The 15,638-nt window shown below is 29.3% G+C and carries 11 protein-coding genes, 2 pseudogenes and 2 riboswitches; of the genes and pseudogenes, 7 read left to right on the top strand and 6 right to left on the bottom strand.

What is annotated here, in order from left to right; genetic code table 11:
* A pseudogene (locus V7Q02_RS15880) lies at window positions 1-95 on the top strand (IS982 family transposase); the annotation flags it as partial.
* A 189-nt stretch (window positions 96-284) separates the two neighbouring features.
* Here the strand turns inward: V7Q02_RS15880 and V7Q02_RS02205 are convergent.
* Together V7Q02_RS02205 and V7Q02_RS02200 are read right to left on the bottom strand one after the other, a co-directional pair.
* The gene (locus V7Q02_RS02205) at window positions 285-2,078 is read right to left on the bottom strand and encodes a methyl-accepting chemotaxis protein (RefSeq protein ID WP_333859328.1); all 1,794 of its coding nucleotides are present in this window, start codon (window positions 2,076-2,078) and stop codon (window positions 285-287) included.
* Window positions 2,079-2,249: 171 nt separating this feature from the next.
* Window positions 2,250-2,334: riboswitch (cyclic di-GMP riboswitch) on the bottom strand.
* 1,214 nt (window positions 2,335-3,548) lie between these two features.
* The gene (locus V7Q02_RS02200; RefSeq protein WP_333859327.1) at window positions 3,549-3,725 is read right to left on the bottom strand and encodes a hypothetical protein; all 177 of its coding nucleotides are present in this window, start codon (window positions 3,723-3,725) and stop codon (window positions 3,549-3,551) included.
* Between the two features lie 337 nt (window positions 3,726-4,062).
* Here V7Q02_RS02200 and V7Q02_RS02195 point away from each other — a divergent pair, with 337 nt between their 5' ends.
* The 4 genes from V7Q02_RS02195 (at window position 4,063) to V7Q02_RS02180 (ending at window position 9,906) form a co-directional block, all read left to right on the top strand.
* Entirely contained in the window at window positions 4,063-6,042 is a 1,980-nt protein-coding gene (locus tag V7Q02_RS02195; protein ID WP_333859326.1) for a sigma-54-dependent Fis family transcriptional regulator, read from the top strand.
* Between the two features lie 398 nt (window positions 6,043-6,440).
* Window positions 6,441-8,408 carry an oxidoreductase gene (locus V7Q02_RS02190; RefSeq protein WP_333859325.1) on the top strand — a complete coding sequence of 656 codons (1,968 nt, stop codon included), beginning with the start codon at window positions 6,441-6,443 and terminating at the stop codon, window positions 8,406-8,408.
* A gap of 21 nt (window positions 8,409-8,429) precedes the next feature.
* Window positions 8,430-9,602 carry an iron-containing alcohol dehydrogenase gene (locus V7Q02_RS02185; RefSeq protein ID WP_333859323.1) on the top strand — a complete coding sequence of 391 codons (1,173 nt, stop codon included), beginning with the start codon at window positions 8,430-8,432 and terminating at the stop codon, window positions 9,600-9,602.
* A complete protein-coding gene (locus V7Q02_RS02180; protein ID WP_333859322.1) occupies window positions 9,592-9,906 on the top strand; it encodes a Fur family transcriptional regulator in 315 nt (104 codons plus the stop codon). Before V7Q02_RS02185 ends, V7Q02_RS02180 begins: the two co-directional genes overlap by 11 nt.
* A gap of 36 nt (window positions 9,907-9,942) precedes the next feature.
* Here the strand turns inward: V7Q02_RS02180 and V7Q02_RS02175 are convergent, their stop codons facing one another.
* Together V7Q02_RS02175 and V7Q02_RS15875 are read right to left on the bottom strand one after the other, a co-directional pair.
* On the bottom strand, window positions 9,943-10,113 hold the full coding sequence (locus tag V7Q02_RS02175; RefSeq protein WP_333859320.1) for a hypothetical protein: 171 nt from the start codon (window positions 10,111-10,113) through the stop codon (window positions 9,943-9,945).
* A 185-nt stretch (window positions 10,114-10,298) separates the two neighbouring features.
* Window positions 10,299-10,550: pseudogene (locus V7Q02_RS15875) on the bottom strand (LmrA/YxaF family transcription factor); the annotation flags it as partial.
* A 330-nt stretch (window positions 10,551-10,880) separates the two neighbouring features.
* Here V7Q02_RS15875 and V7Q02_RS02165 point away from each other — a divergent pair.
* Together V7Q02_RS02165 and V7Q02_RS02160 are read left to right on the top strand one after the other, a co-directional pair.
* Window positions 10,881-11,078: an alpha/beta-type small acid-soluble spore protein gene (locus V7Q02_RS02165; protein WP_333859318.1), complete on the top strand. Its 198-nt coding sequence runs from the start codon at window positions 10,881-10,883 to the stop codon at window positions 11,076-11,078.
* A gap of 244 nt (window positions 11,079-11,322) precedes the next feature.
* Window positions 11,323-11,916, top strand: a complete 594-nt coding sequence (locus tag V7Q02_RS02160) for a superoxide dismutase (protein WP_333859317.1) — start codon at window positions 11,323-11,325, stop codon at window positions 11,914-11,916.
* Window positions 11,917-12,173: 257 nt separating this feature from the next.
* Here V7Q02_RS02160 and V7Q02_RS02155 read toward each other — a convergent pair whose 3' ends face one another.
* Window positions 12,174-14,183: a methyl-accepting chemotaxis protein gene (locus tag V7Q02_RS02155; RefSeq protein ID WP_333859316.1), complete on the bottom strand. Its 2,010-nt coding sequence runs from the start codon at window positions 14,181-14,183 to the stop codon at window positions 12,174-12,176.
* An 84-nt stretch (window positions 14,184-14,267) separates the two neighbouring features.
* Window positions 14,268-14,351: riboswitch (cyclic di-GMP riboswitch) on the bottom strand.
* A 158-nt stretch (window positions 14,352-14,509) separates the two neighbouring features.
* A complete protein-coding gene (locus V7Q02_RS02150; protein ID WP_333859315.1) occupies window positions 14,510-15,550 on the bottom strand; it encodes a PocR ligand-binding domain-containing protein in 1,041 nt (346 codons plus the stop codon).
* Between the last annotated feature and the right edge of the window lie 88 nt (window positions 15,551-15,638).

Genomic DNA, 15,638 nt, shown 5'->3' with positions numbered 1-15,638 from the left:
TGCAGGAAGCATTGGTTCCACTACTATTATATATGACAAAGTTTAGAAATGGCAAATGTACAGGAATTTCTTTTATTGATTCCACCACTTTAAGTTAATATAGTTTCAGGTTTAATTGTATACAGCTTTCTTCCTAAAAAACTATCATTAAAGTTATACAAACACACTATTTTAGCTTAATTGAAGTAATTTGGAATAAAATGAAATTCATTAATGAGTATACTTTTTTGCATTTCGCTTATGATAAAATTAACCATAGATAACATGAAATTTTCGAACTTATGTTAATTTAATTTAAATTTTAACATAAGGTTATTTAAATGTTCAACGCTCTCTTTTAAATTATTCGTTTCATTTTTTACACCACTTGCATTATTTTCTATTTTTGATATTTTATCTGCAACCTTATTTGTTTTTATTGTTCCTTCATTATTTGCACTTGCTATTTCATTAATTGATTCTGATACAGTCTTTATAGATGCCAGAAGTTGTTCTGAAGTTGCACTTAAATCTGATATTAGATTATTAATATATAACGCATCCTTATCGTAATTTTCTCCAATTGAAACTGAATTCTTATAATTCTCCAAAACTTTTGTTTCAATATATGTCAAAGTATCTTTAGAAATATTTGTAAGATTATTTACAGCTTCAAATACTATATCGATAGTATTCTGTATTTCATTTACAGTTATTTGAGAATTTTCTGCTAATTTTCTTATTTCTTCGGCTACAACTGCAAAACCCTTTCCTACTTCTCCTGCTCTTGCAGATTCAATACTTGCATTTAAAGCTAACAAGTTAGTTTGAGAAGATATGTCAGAAATTGCACTAGTTAAAATTTTAATTTTTTCCACTTCTTTTATTTTATCTAATGCTTTATCCATTGTCTCTTTAATTTTTAAACATGTATCATTTGCTTCATCTTGAAGTATTATGGAATTTTCTTTTAATGCAATTGCTTTAGCATGTATTTTATCTGCTGATACAGCTCCCTCTTGTGCTTTATTAGCTATATTTTCCACTGCAAGCTCTATTTCTCCTGAAATAGTATTTATTTCTTCTGTTGATGATGATGTTTTTTCAGAAGTTGTAGATAAGTCTTTAATTATCACTGATATTTCCTGTATTTGTGAATTTAAAGAGTATAAATCTTCATTAACAACGTTAATACTGCTGTGAACACTTTTGGATTCTAAAATAACTCCATCGATGAAAGTTTTAACTTGTGATGACATCTCGTTTAATGTATTAGCTAATAAACCAATTTCATCCTTAGAATTAGAATTTAATTCGATTTTTTGTATTCTAATTTGACCATTTTCATCTTTTTTAAAAGCTTCTACTAATTTAACAATAGGATCAGATATTCTTTTACTTAGAATCATGGAAATTAAAAATATTATAATTAATAAAATAATGTTGAAAATAATTGTAATGGTTGTGCTTCTATTTAAATTACCATTAAGTTCTGATTCCTTTGAATCAACAGCCAAATTGATATCGTCAACATAATTCCCCGTACTTATAATCCAATTCCAAGGCTTGAACAACTTAGAATAAGCTCTTTTAGGAGTTACTTTGTTAGTTCCGGTTTCCTGTGGTTTAGCCCACATAAAATTTGTATATCCAGAATTTTTATTATTTACAGATGCACGTATGATTTCTTTTATTAGTTCAACACCATTTGGATCTTTAATGTTAATTCGATTTTTTCCCTCTTGTTCGGGTTGTATAGGATGTGCTTCAAGTATTCCGTTTACATTGTCAATCCAAAAGTAACCATCTTTATTATATCTCAAATTTTTAATGGCTTTCTTAGCTTCTTCCTGTGCTTCTTTTTCACTGACTCTTCCTTCTTTATACAAATTATAATATGTATTTATCACGCTTATTGCTGTTTCAACTTCACTTTTTATCATTTTATCATAACCATCAAATAATGTTTCATGTAAAGTTGATATTTCATTTTTATTTAACTGAATAAGTTTCATTATATTGTAGCTTCCGGTAAATATGATAAATAACGAGGAAGTAATTAAAAATGTTAATAAAATTTTATATCTTATTTTCTTCATACATTAATTCCACCTACCTTAATAATTTTAAGCAGTTATCTGCTGTTAATTCTTCTAATATATAGTATTAATTTATTATTTGACATAGTACTTAAAGCTCACTATGTTTTTAACGTAAATCACTTTTATAATGTTGGAAATAAAAGCCAATAGAATTTGTTCAAACTAACAAATTCTATTGGCCGGTTGCACTATTAGCTCCAAATTCCTAGAGTGCCCAAATAAAAAGGAATGTTTCATTGCTTCCAATTATTATATTTCATTATTTGAATAGTACTATTTCTAAAAATAATTTTATAAACTATCCCATGCTTATTTATCTCTACTTTTAAACTTAGATTCTGATTTTTTACAATCCATTTAATGTTTAGAAAAAAGAAAGCTATATTTTCTTATTATACATAATTATCTTCTTAAATTTAATGGAAAATATCATGTTCTTACACAGATTTTTGTTAGATTTTATTGCATGGAAAATTAGTATATCAAAATTCCTCTTAATTCCAAGAGAAATTTACTGATTTATATTAAATATTTTATTAACAAATGTAAAATCCCCAAGATCAGACTCTTACTTACTAATATTCAATCCCTTTTATTAGTACACTGGAATACCTGTAGAAGGGCATAGGCTTCTTTTAATAAGCTACTGTAATATTGTCGGTATAAAATAAGAGCTTATCCCTAAATAGTTTCTGGTATGATACGATAATAAAGAAAAGGAGATAGGGAGAGTTATACAAATGATACAAAAGCAATCATGGGAGATAACAGATAAGTTTTGAGAAAAAGTACTGAACTCTATAGTTACAGAGCGTCCAGAACCTACAGCTAAAAATCACCAAAACCTTTGTGCGGACAATGGATATACTGGAGAGCCAGCTTTAGAAATTATAGTTCTTAGAGGCTATATTCCTCATGTAGTTTCCAGAAGACAAGAAAAAAAGAATATGGAGAAAAAAGAGATAGGAAAAATATTTTTGTTCATAAAATAATGAAATTTGTTACAGATAGTTAAACGATATGACATTAAACTGTAATAAATACTATATATAATTATAAGTGTCCTAAGGAAATAACCTTAGAGGAAATGAAAAATAATGTGTGTTTACATATAATAAAGAAAGTAATGGTAATTACCAAAGGAGTGTCTGTAGTTGCAGGACACTTAAAATCCAAATGCAACTGCCATGGGATAGTATAAGTTTATACTCCTTTAAAATAATGTTGTATAAAAATAGGAACTCGTCATTTAGAGTGCTTATTTTTTACAATTTTATGGATTTTAAAAAACTTTTCAATAGTGGTATTAATACTTTTGATATATCTATTTCAATGAATTTAGAAATACCTTAAAAAGTGTCAAATTGATAAAAAAGCTGTTAAAGAGTATAAAAAACAGGTAGATGAATTTAATAAAAAGATATAAACCAGGTTCATGTTATTAATAAAAAAGAACCTGATGAAGTTTTATATAAATAATATAATTAATATAATCATAGGGATAGCTGTACATAAAATTAATACTATAGGTGGGATGTCATCTTCAGGCATAGTATCGGTAACTTTATCTAAACTTTCAGGTGGCTGTATTATGTCATTATTGTTTTCTGTTTGTTTTTCCTCTATAGAATCTAAGCCTATCATAAATATACCCCCTTATAATGATTTTATATTTGGATACTCCTAGTAAATAAATATTTAAGCATACGTTTACATTAATGCCTGTACTTTAGCAGGAAGTTGATATAATTTATCTGAAGGCTGCCATTGCTAATACCTCATCTTCTTCAAAGTGTGAGGATGAGCACTGATACCCAATGGATAAGTTCTTTATATAATATAATATGAAATTATTGATATTTTGTGAATATTCTTTATATAATTGACATCAAAAATCCACAATGCTATACTTTGAGAAAAGTATAGCATTGTGGATTTTTTATTATGATGAAGAAATTATTTTGTGAAAGGAGAATTCCTTATGGATAATTATGTTACTTCATTTGATAACAATACATTATATAAGAATGAAAAGGTATGGCTTGATCTACTGGAAAATAAGATAGTTGATAGACATATATTGAGAAATGATATTGCTGCTTCTTGGGAACGATGTATAAATTCTCAGGTTGATCCCCTAAAACGGAATAGTGGTAGTATAATTTATGACTTAAGGGATATACTGGAGCAGGAAAAAAATAATTTACTCTTTAAGATAGCAGAACCATTTATGAAAAATTTATATGAGGTCATAGAACCTCTAGGATTTATTGCTATGTTGGGAAATGAAGACGGTATAAATATTGACATGGGAGGCAATAAAAAAATGATGGCTATTGCTGAAAAAATCAATGCGGTAAAAGGAGCATCCTTTGAAGAAAAATATATTGGTACAAATGCAGCCAGCATATGTGCTGTTGAAAAGAGAGTTACCCAAGTTACTTATTATGAACACTATAAGGCAAATATGCATAATTGGTGTTGCTCCTCAATTCCTATTTTTAATAAAGATAGTGATATCGTAGCGGTACTTAATATCTCTAATATGGATATCAGTAAGCATACACCTTTGATAACCAGTTTAATAACTTCTACTGCAAGATTAATTGAAATGAAATTTAAATTATATAATACTAATGATATATATAATCAAAATTATTGGTTTTTAAAAGAATCCATGAAAAAGAATCCTCGAGCCATGTTATTTCTGGGCAATGATGGATGCATCAATCATATTAATGAAAATGCAGTTGAAATGTTGGGTGTATCCACAAAAGATAGTATAGGAAGGTCTCTTTCCCAGGTACTCGATAAAAAGTATATTAAAAATGATAAAATGGATGTGGGGATTAATGTAAAAAATATCATACTTGAAGATAGAAATAAGAATAAAACATACCTTAAATTGAGCAAAATTTTGTCATCAGATAATTATCATTCAGGCTATGTGGGTATTATTGAACAACCTGTAAAAAATAATAAAAATTATCATAAGGCCAAATATAGATTTGAAGATATAAAATATAATTGTAGTAAAATGGAGAAAGAGATTAAAAAGGCTAAAAGAGCTGCTTGCAATGATATGATCGTTTTTATCAATGGGGAAAGTGGCACCGGAAAAGAACTTTTCGCACAGGCAATTCATAATTATGGAAAACGATGTAATGAACCATTTATAGCAGTTAACTGTGGTGCATTGCCAAGAGAGCTTATTCAAAGCGAGCTTTTTGGATATGCAAAAGGTGCTTTTACTGGAGCGAAAAAAGAAGGACAGATTGGTAAGTTTCAATTAGCTCAAAAGGGTACTATTTTTCTCGATGAAATTGGGGACATGCCCATGGAGTTACAGGCAAATTTATTGAGAATACTTCAGGAAAAAACGGTTACTCCGCTTGGCAGTAATGAAATCATAGAGTTAGATGTACGTGTTATTGCAGCCACTAATAAAAATTTATTATTAGAAGTGGAGAAAGGCAATTTCAGAGAAGACTTATATTATAGAATATCAGGCATTAATATTGATATTCCTCCTTTAAGAGAAAGGGGAAAAGATATAGAAGAATTATTTTATAAATTTCTGGATAAATATGCAGATGATATTTGTGAGTATAAAAATATAAAAGTTACTGATAAATTTATAAAAGCCTTATATGAATATAAATGGCCTGGTAATGTGAGAGAATTAGAAAATATGGTTATATTGGTATTAAATAATTTAGAAGACTCCTGTATAAGGATAGAGGATCTTCCTGTAAAAATATCAAAGTGTATTAAATTGGAAGATCATGCTGAAGAAGAAAGTGATAATGTGTGTTTAAAATCTTTAAATAGTATGGAGATGGATAATATAGAGCAAACTTTAAAAAAATGCAATAATAATATTTCAAAATCGGCAAGATTACTTGGTATAACCAGAGCTACATTATATAGAAAAATTCACAAATACAAAATAAAAATCTAATGGATTTAGATAAAAAAAATTACTTGATAAGAAAGCAATTGACCTTATCCTAGAAATAACTTGAAGAAGGTGTATCTTATCAATACATTCAACTAATATAACGGAATTGTTGTATCAGTATAATACAGTTAATTGTGTTATTTAATTATTGGTATATCATAATGATACATATTCATTAATAGAAAATTGAATAATATTAGTTATTACAAAAGACTTGTGTTGAAAATCACAAGTTTTTTTGTTTCAAACAATGAATTATATAAAATATATTTATCAGATATATTTAAACTATAGATTGCAATTATATGTTTTATAAGTAAAAGTGCAATGTATACTGGCATAGGTTTTGCTTTAAAATATAGCATATGAAATAAATATTTAACTAGGAGGAAATTGTCATGTATGAAAATTTATTTAAAACAGGGAAAATTGGTTCTCTGGAAATAAAAAATAGAGTTGTCATGGAACCTATGGGAAATTTTTATGCCAATGAAGATGGAACGGTATCTGAAAAAGATATTGCCTTTTATGCAGAAAGGGCAAAAGGTGGAGTAGGTCTTATAATTACTGAAGTTGTAAGTGTGAATGGCGAAAATGGCAGGGCGAATAGCCGAAATTTGTTTCTTTCAAAAGATATGCATATACCTGGATATAAAAAATTAGTGGAAGAAATCCATAAGTACGGATCGAAAATTTTTGTGGAACTCTATCATCCAGGGAGACAGGGAGTTTCAGCAGTAAATGGTAATAAACCTATGTTGGCACCAAGTGCCATTGAATGTAAATGTGTTCATCAGCCGGTAAGGGCTATGACTACAGAAGAAGCAGAAGAGTTGGTACAGGATTTTATAAATGCTGCAGTAAGAGCAAAAAAAGCTGGAATTGATGGTGTGGAACTGCATGCTGCCCACGGGTATTTAATAAATCAGTTTTTAAGTCCCTATACAAACAAAAGAAGTGACAAGTATGGAGGAAGTTTTGAAAACAGGGTTAGATTTCTTGAAGAAATAATACTTGGAATTAGAGAAAAGTGTGGAAAAGAATATCCTTTAATTGTCCGTTTGTCTGTGGATGAATTTTTAAGGTTTACCAATATTCAAGAGAAGGGAATAGAACTAAAAGATGGAATTGAAATTGTTAAATATCTGGAGAAGCTTGGCATAGATGCTATTGATGTCAGTGCTGGTATATATGAAACTATGAACACAGCCTGGGAGCCATCTTCCTTTAAACAGGGATGGAAAAAAAACTTAGCTGCATCAGTTAAAAAAGAGGTTAGTATTCCTGTATTTTCTACTGCAGTTATAAGGGATCCAGGCTATGCAGATAACATGATTGCAGAGGGCATATGCGATTTTGTAGGATCTGCAAGACAACATGTAGCAGACCCTGAGTGGGTTAATAAAACAAGACAGGGGGATACAGACAAAATAAGAAAATGTATATCCTGCCTAACCTGTATGGAATCACTTATGTCATCAGATATGACAGGAATACCTATGCAGTGTGCCGTTAACATACAGGCAGGGGATGAACTTAAATATTCAAATTTTAAAGAAGATGGAAATGGAAGAATTGTTGTGATTATAGGGGCCGGGCCTTCGGGTCTTGAAGCTGGAAGAGTATTTGCTCTTAGAAAATTCAAACCAGTTCTGTTCGAACAGAAAAGCCAAATTGGAGGCCAATTGGAATATGCCAATAAACCACCTGAGAAAGATAAAATTACATGGCTTATAGATTATTATAAAAAGCAGTGTAATGATTTAGGTATAGAAATAAGATTAAATAAAAAACCAACAATAGATGAAATAAAGGAGTTGAATCCATATGCAGTGTTTATAGCAGAAGGTTCTACTCCGATAATGCCAAAATCCATTGAAGGTATTAATGGGAAAAATGTATTTTCTACTACAGAAATATTGACTGGCAGTGTGAAAATCTATAATAAGAAAGTAAGTGTGGTTGGCTCGGGAATGACAGGACTTGAAACAGCACATTTATTAGCATCTATGGGAAATGAAGTGACAATATTTGAGATGGCAGAAGACATTGGACCAGGGTTATTTTTTCAGAATCTTATAGATATTCAAGAAAAATTAATGAAATTGAATATAAAACAGTATACAGACCATAAGTTATCAAGAATTTTTGAAAATATTGCAGAATTTGAAGTTGTAAATGAAGGCTCAATTAAGAAATATGACTTCGATTATATAGTAATATCTCTGGGAACACAATCTAATACTTATTTAAAAGATGAATTGAATACAAATTTTAAAATTGTAGAACTTCTGGGAGATTCAAGAAAACCTGGAAGAATCAGAAAAGCTGTAGAAAGTGGGTTTTTAGCAGCATATAATCTATAAAAATTAAGGAGGAAATATAAAATGAGTAAGTATTCAATAACAAATCCAGTGATTTATGGGATAGGAGCAATAAATAGTTTAGGGAAGGAAATAAATAAACTGGTATGTAAAAAAATTATGGTTGTAACAGATGAAGGAGTATCTAAGTCAGGTGTTTTAGATAAGGTAAAGAAAATTCTTGAGACTTCAAATATTGAATATATTGTATATGATAAGGTAATAGAAGATCCGCCGGATTATATAATTAATGAAGGAGGACAATTGGCCAAAGATGAAAAAATAGATGGTATTGTAGCAGTAGGTGGAGGAAGTTCCATGGATGCAGCCAAGGGAATCAATGTATTGTTTAATAATGAGCTTCCTGTTTCAAAATATTTTGGTAATCCCTTTTATAATAAAGGGCTTCCGCTTGTGATGGTGGCAACCACTGCGGGCACAGGAAGTGAAAATACATCCATAGGGGTTATTACAGATACAGAAAATAATAATAAAAATTCTGTTATTGCAACACAGACTCTTGCAATTTTAGATCCAGAACTTACACTTACGGTACCCAGGAAATATACCATAGCAACTGGAATGGATGCATTTTCTCATGCGGTGGAAGCACTTACCGCAAAAGAACCCAATCCTCATTCTGATGTTTTGGCTATTGATGCAATCAAAAAGGTTGTAAAGAGTCTACCTGTTTGTGTAGAGAATGGAAATGATTTAGATGCAAGAAGTGATCTTCTTATAGCAAGTAATTTTGCAGGAATTGCATTTAATGATGCTTTAGTTCATCTTGGACATTCTATTGCCCATTCTATTGGTGCAAAATTTCATGTAGTACATGGAATTGCCTGTGCACTGGCAGAACCGGAAGTGATGAAATACGCTTCAAAATTTGAATCAGATAGAGTTAAAATCATAGGAGAAGCTATGGGGTTGAAGTTTTTAGGTGAAGAAACAGATGAAGAGATAGGAGAAAAAGTGGCTTCTGGCATAAGAGAATTTTCCCAAAAAATTGGAGTTAAATCTATAAAAGAATTAGGAATTAAGAGAGAAGAGTTAATAGGTATTGCAAATATGGTAATAAGTGATGTTACTATTGGGTTTGCACCAAAACCAATTACGGAAAAAGAAGCGGAAAAAATACTTGCCAATATATTTGACAATTATAATTTTGGAGAGAATTGTTTTTATGAAAGATGAATTTCAATATAACAAAAATTTAAAAGAGAAATTTCAAAGAGCTGGATATAAGTATACGAAGCAGCGTCAACAAGTTATGGAGGTTATATTAGAGCACCGGCAATTGCATTTAAGTAGTGATGATACTCGGGCTCATCATCATTTAATATGCTCTAAATGTGGAGGTGTTATAGCTCTTTGTGGTAATCTATTAGTAGAACTAGAAAATCAAATTTGTAGTAAATATAATTTTCATATAAAAAATAGGTGCTTCAAATTTTATGGAAAATGTAAAAAATGCCGTCAACAATCAGAAAATAAATAAGGTTTTGTAAAGAATATATAATATTGCCATGATATTTTAATTTTTTGTTTTACGCAGTAATGACAGAGAAGCAATAAATGCAATTGCAATAATTATAGCTGCTGCAGTTATTGAGTAGCTGAATCCATTATATAGTGCTTCAATTTGAACATGGGCAACAGTTGAAGGATCAGTACTGTTGAGATAATTATTTTTACCGCTTGTCATAAGACCTATAAATAATGGGGTACCAATACAATCATTGAGAAGCCCATGGTTGATAGTAGTATAGATAAATAATCTATTTTAGATTTTGTTATTTCTATTGCATTCTTAAGATAAAGGATATCGTATAGTTTTTATATTGAATTTTTTCTTCTTCATTAGTTTCACAGCTCTTTCTTTAGACTGGTCTATATATTTTGTATAAAAATTATTTCATTAAATGATCTATCAGTTAAATATAATGTTTTTATTAAAATGTTAATTTGTCTGCTTACTGCTAAAAGTGGAAAAGTATATTTTTTGGTGACTGCTGTGGTTATTGCTCCTTCAATCATTAATTGAATTACCATACCCAATTCTCTGGCAGTTTCTTTGGAAAATCCGCTTTCAATCAGTTTTTCAGCATATATATTTTCTAATGTTATAAAGGATTTTTTGCAAGCTTCTCTTAATAGTTAACTTGACAGATAAGTTTCTAAGGCCATTAAGCGTATAGATACATTCTCTAATTTTCCTTCTTCGTCCAAAGCCGCCACCATATCCTTTATAACATTTTCTATGGACAGGGTTGGATCTGAATATTTTTTTAATCCTGTTTTTATTTTGTTCTGTTACTGCGACATTATGATAAAAAATTTTAAAAAAGGTATATAATTTATTTACACAAATATTCTTCCACATATTCATCCAATTACCTAGAGTATTTTTTGTAGAAATGTACAAACTTTAAATGTAAGCAGTAAATATTACTATAAAAAGGAGTGTTCGTTGTGGCATATAACAGTAATAAATTAGTAGTACCAGAAGCGAGAGATGCTTTAAATCAATTTAAAATGGAATCAGCAAAAGAAGTAGGAGTAAATTTAAAAAATGGTTACAATGGAGATCTTACTTCTAGGGAAGCTGGTTCTATAGGTGGAAACATGGTTAAGAAAATGGTTGAAGCTTATGAGCAGGGTTTAAAATAATATGAAGTTTTTAAGATTCATACTTTATTTTCAAAGTCATAAAAACTATTATTGATAATAGAAACTCCAGTTTAGATTTTAAGCTGGAGTTTTTAATATATTTACTGAATTATAAATATATCTGAATTTAAAAATATATGATTTTTTTGGCTAATTATGTATATAATAGTGTTGACAATAATCTTTAGTTGTTATAAAATATTATTATAAAATAATACTTTAACATGGAAAGGGGAAATTAAAAATGAGTCACGTTTTACCAGAATTGCCTTATGATTATAATGCATTGGAACCATATTACGATGAGCAAACAGTAAGATTACATCACGATATACATCATAAAGGATATGTAGATGGTCTAAATACAGCTGAGGCTAAACTTAAGGAAGCAAGAGAAAATGGAGATTATTCACTTGTTAAACATTGGGAAAAAGAATTGGCTTTTCACGGCAGTGGTCACATACTACATAAGATTTTTTGGGAAAATATGAAGCCAAATGGCGGAGGCGCTCCTTCAGGTGAAGTATCTGAAAAGATTAATGAATCTTTTGGAAGTTTTAAAGCATTTAAAGATCAATTTACAAAAGCAGCTGTTGCAGTAGAAGGTTCTGGTTGGTGTGCTCTTGTATGGAATAATATATTTAATAAGTTAGAGATATTGCAGATTGAAAAACATCAGAATTTAACCCAATGGGGCAGTACACCTATACTTGTAGTTGACGTATGGGAACATGCTTATTATTTGAAGTATCAAAATAAGAGAGCAGATTTTGTTAATAATTGGTGGAATCTTATTAATTGGGAAGATGTAAATAAAAAGTTATTAGAAGTTAAATAAGAGATAAAAATATGTTGAGAACTAAATTTTAGAGGTGGAAATTATAATGAAAAGTTATTTTAAATGTATTAATGTTGGTGTAGATTAAGATTTGTATTAATATAAGGTACATCAACATCCGTCCATAAGTATGATAAAGTAAAGTTTTTAACTTATAAAATCCTTATTAAAATGGATTAATATATGAAGTTGACATAGAACATTAAATTATAGGAGCTCAGAAGAGAGCTCCTTATTTAGGTTTGTTTTTACAATAATTATATGATAAATTTTGAAGCAATATTATTTAGTTTATCTGAACTTTCTTTTATTATTTTTGTTTCCATTTTTATTTCATTTGCACCGTTACTTATAACTGATATTTTTTCTGAAATATTGCTAATTTCATAGGAGCCTTGTTGGCTGGCTTTGGAAATGTTTTCTACAGTATCAGAAATACCCTTTATAAATGATAAAAGTTCTTCTGACGTAAAATTTAAATCTGTCACTAAATTTTCTGTAAAATTTGAATCTTTATTATAGCTTTCACCGATTCCTACGAGTTCTTCATAGCCTTTTACTAATTGCTCATCTATAAAATTTAATGATTTGGTGGAATTTTCAGATAAACTGTTAACAGCTTCAAATACGATTTTAATTATATCCTGTATTTCATTTACAGTATCTTTGGAATTTTCAGCTAATGTTCTTATTTGTTCTGCTACTACCGAGAAACCTTTTCCAGATTCACCAGCTCTGGCTGCTTCTATAGCTGCGTTTAATGCCAATAAATTAGTTTGAGATGATATATTTAAAATGGAATCTGCCAATTCCTTTATTTTATCAACTTTTTTTGATTTTATGATTGCATCAGTAACAGCCTTATCTATTTCTTTTTTAATATTATTTGCACTAGAGCGGGATAATTCTGCATTTTCTTTTAGTGAATTTGCTTTTCTGCTGATTTCTTTAACTGATATTGAAGCATCGTGAGTTTTTGAGTTGATTTTATCTATTACAGTACTTATTTCAGTTGTGTTAGCATTTATCTCCTGTGTTGAAGCAGATGTTTCTTCCATGCCAGCTGATAGCTGTTCTAGGTTTTTAGATGTTTCAAATAAATTTTTAGCTAATGTAACTATATTATTATTTGTAATGGAAACAGCATTATTTACATTGTTAATTTGTTTCACCATAGTTTTTATCATATTGTGTACACTATCCATAAATTTATTGAAATACATAGATAATTCACCGATTTCATCCTGTGAAGTTATTGGAATTCTTTTGGTTAAATCTCCAGTACCCTCTGATATCTCTTTAAAACTTGAGGTAAGGTGTGAAATTTTATTAGTAATTAAAAATTTAATAAATGCCAGTACACATATAATTAAAAATATTCCACAAATTAGTAATACAATAACTTGGTTGTATATAAGTTTGTTAACCAAATTATTTATAAAGTCATTTTTTTCTCCAATAAAAATCATACCTGAAGATTTTCCGTTTACGTCAATAATTGGTTCATATCCTCCAATGTAATTTTTGTTATCAATTATACATTTGCCATAATAAGTTTTACCATTATTTAATACACTATCTGTTACAGCAGTATTTTTTATTGTAGTATTTTCAATTCTTTTTCCTTTATTATCTGTTATGGTAGTGGCAATTCTTTTATTGCCGAAAAAAATGGTGAAATCATATCCGAATAACTTTTTTTGCTTATCAATAAATTCTTCATTAGAAAGAACATATCCTAGGGATACCGCACCTATTATATTTCCATTTTTATCTTTTAAAGGTATTCCAGCTCTTATGGAGTATTTTACAACAGTCCCATTTTCAATTCCTACAGATTTTACACCCTGTAAGGCTTTTCTTATGTTTACTTGATTTGATATGTTATCCCCATATTTGTCCGGTTCATGAGCGCGTATAAAAACGTTGCCTTCTTTGTCTGTTACTACTAAATAATCTATGCCAAAAGATTTTAATGCTAGTTTTCCTAATTCTAATGCAGAATTTCTGTTCTGTGTAGTGAAAGCTTCTATAAGTCTGGATGAATTTTCAAACCAATCACAGGCATTTAAAGATTTTTGTTTCAAATCTTCTATATTATTGTTAATGGTGTCGGCTTTTAGTTTTATTTCGTTAAGGTTATTTTTATAAAAGGTATTCTTTACTATGTAATTAGAGCTTACAGATACTATTATAATAAACAGTAATGTAAATATAATTATTATAGAAGATAGCTTGACTGATATGCTGTTAAATTTTTTTAGCAATTGTATTCCCCCTCATATTAATGATAAATATTTTATAATTCAATAAAAAAGACCAATTAAAACTAGTTAATTAAAGATTAACTAGTTTTAATTGGTCGGTTGCATCACTAACTCTGAATTCCCGAGATGCCCAAATAAATGGAATTCTTCATTGTACCCACTTTTGTATTTTATCAAAATTTATTTATTTTTTGTAATTTTATGTCTATGTATGTATATAATATCATCATAATATGAAAAAATCAATATTTAGTGTCAAATTTTTATAAGTTTGTAGAGAATTTATATAATCAACTTTAGTGTAAATGTTAAGTATTTACTACAAATTAGGATGTCAATTTATTAAGGTGATCTGCAATTGATGTAATTTCTTGCAGGTTTGCATTGGTTTCCTGAATAGCAGAAGTTTGTTGTTGTGTGGTATTTAAAGTGGAATTAGAAGATTCTACAGTTTTTTCCACAGAGTTTTGAATTTTACTGGTAAGTTCAGATATTTTTATAGCTGTATCCTTGGAACTTTGAGATAATTTTCTTATTTCTGTGGCAACTACTCCAAAACCTCTTCCAGAATCACCTGCTCTTGCTGCTTCTATGGCAGCATTTAATCCAAGCATTTTAGTTTGATCTGCTATGGACTTTATTCCATCTAATATAGAATTTATTTCCAGAGATATATTTTTAATATTGATAATTTCTTTATTTAATACATGCTGGTTATCTGTAACGTTTATTGAAGATGCAGATAATTCTTCCATAATTGCAGAAACTTGATTTAAGTTGTCAAAAAGTATTTCAGAGGTATTTCTAAGCCTTAGTTCCTGATATCCAATTCTGGAGAGTGCATTTGAAATAATATACAGCACTTCTGCAGCTGCTCTTATATTTTTTTCACTAATAATATTAACTTCATTTACAGCTTGTAGATACCTAGTCTCATCAACCCCTATTTCTTTTGCAGTATTTTTATATGTTGATTTCTCTGGAGAAGAAGTTAAAATTTGACCTCCTAAGATGGAACCTATCTGTATACCCTCTATTAATATGGGAACAGCAAAATCTATTAATCCTGCATGGCAAGTGTAAACATGGGGCTTTCCAGTTTTAGCTGCTTCTATGCCACTTTTCCTATGAGATTCAGCACAGCGATTATTACCTATGTTAGTAGATTGAGTAAGTAAACAAAAGTTTGTATAAGAACTTGGTTTTGTTACAGGGTTCCCGTTCATATCTACAGTTACACTGGCAATATTCATGCTCTCTGCAAAGTTATCCTGAAATTTTTGAAGTAGTTTGATATCTATAACATCTTCTATTTTTAGTGAACTTATATCACCATAAATGTGATTATCGCTAACATTTTTAGTCATATTTCTATGATACCTCCATTAAATTTTAATATAATTTTTGTGGTCAATTTAAAAATCGAGTTCTTTTAAAGTTCAGGTAGATTTTGTC

This window comes from Clostridium sp., from assembly GCF_036781005.1.
In the GTDB taxonomy this organism is placed as follows: Bacteria; Bacillota; Clostridia; order Clostridiales; family Clostridiaceae; genus Clostridium_B.
Note: the sequence above shows the minus strand (reverse complement) of the source record. Positions and strands in the feature narration are given on the sequence as shown.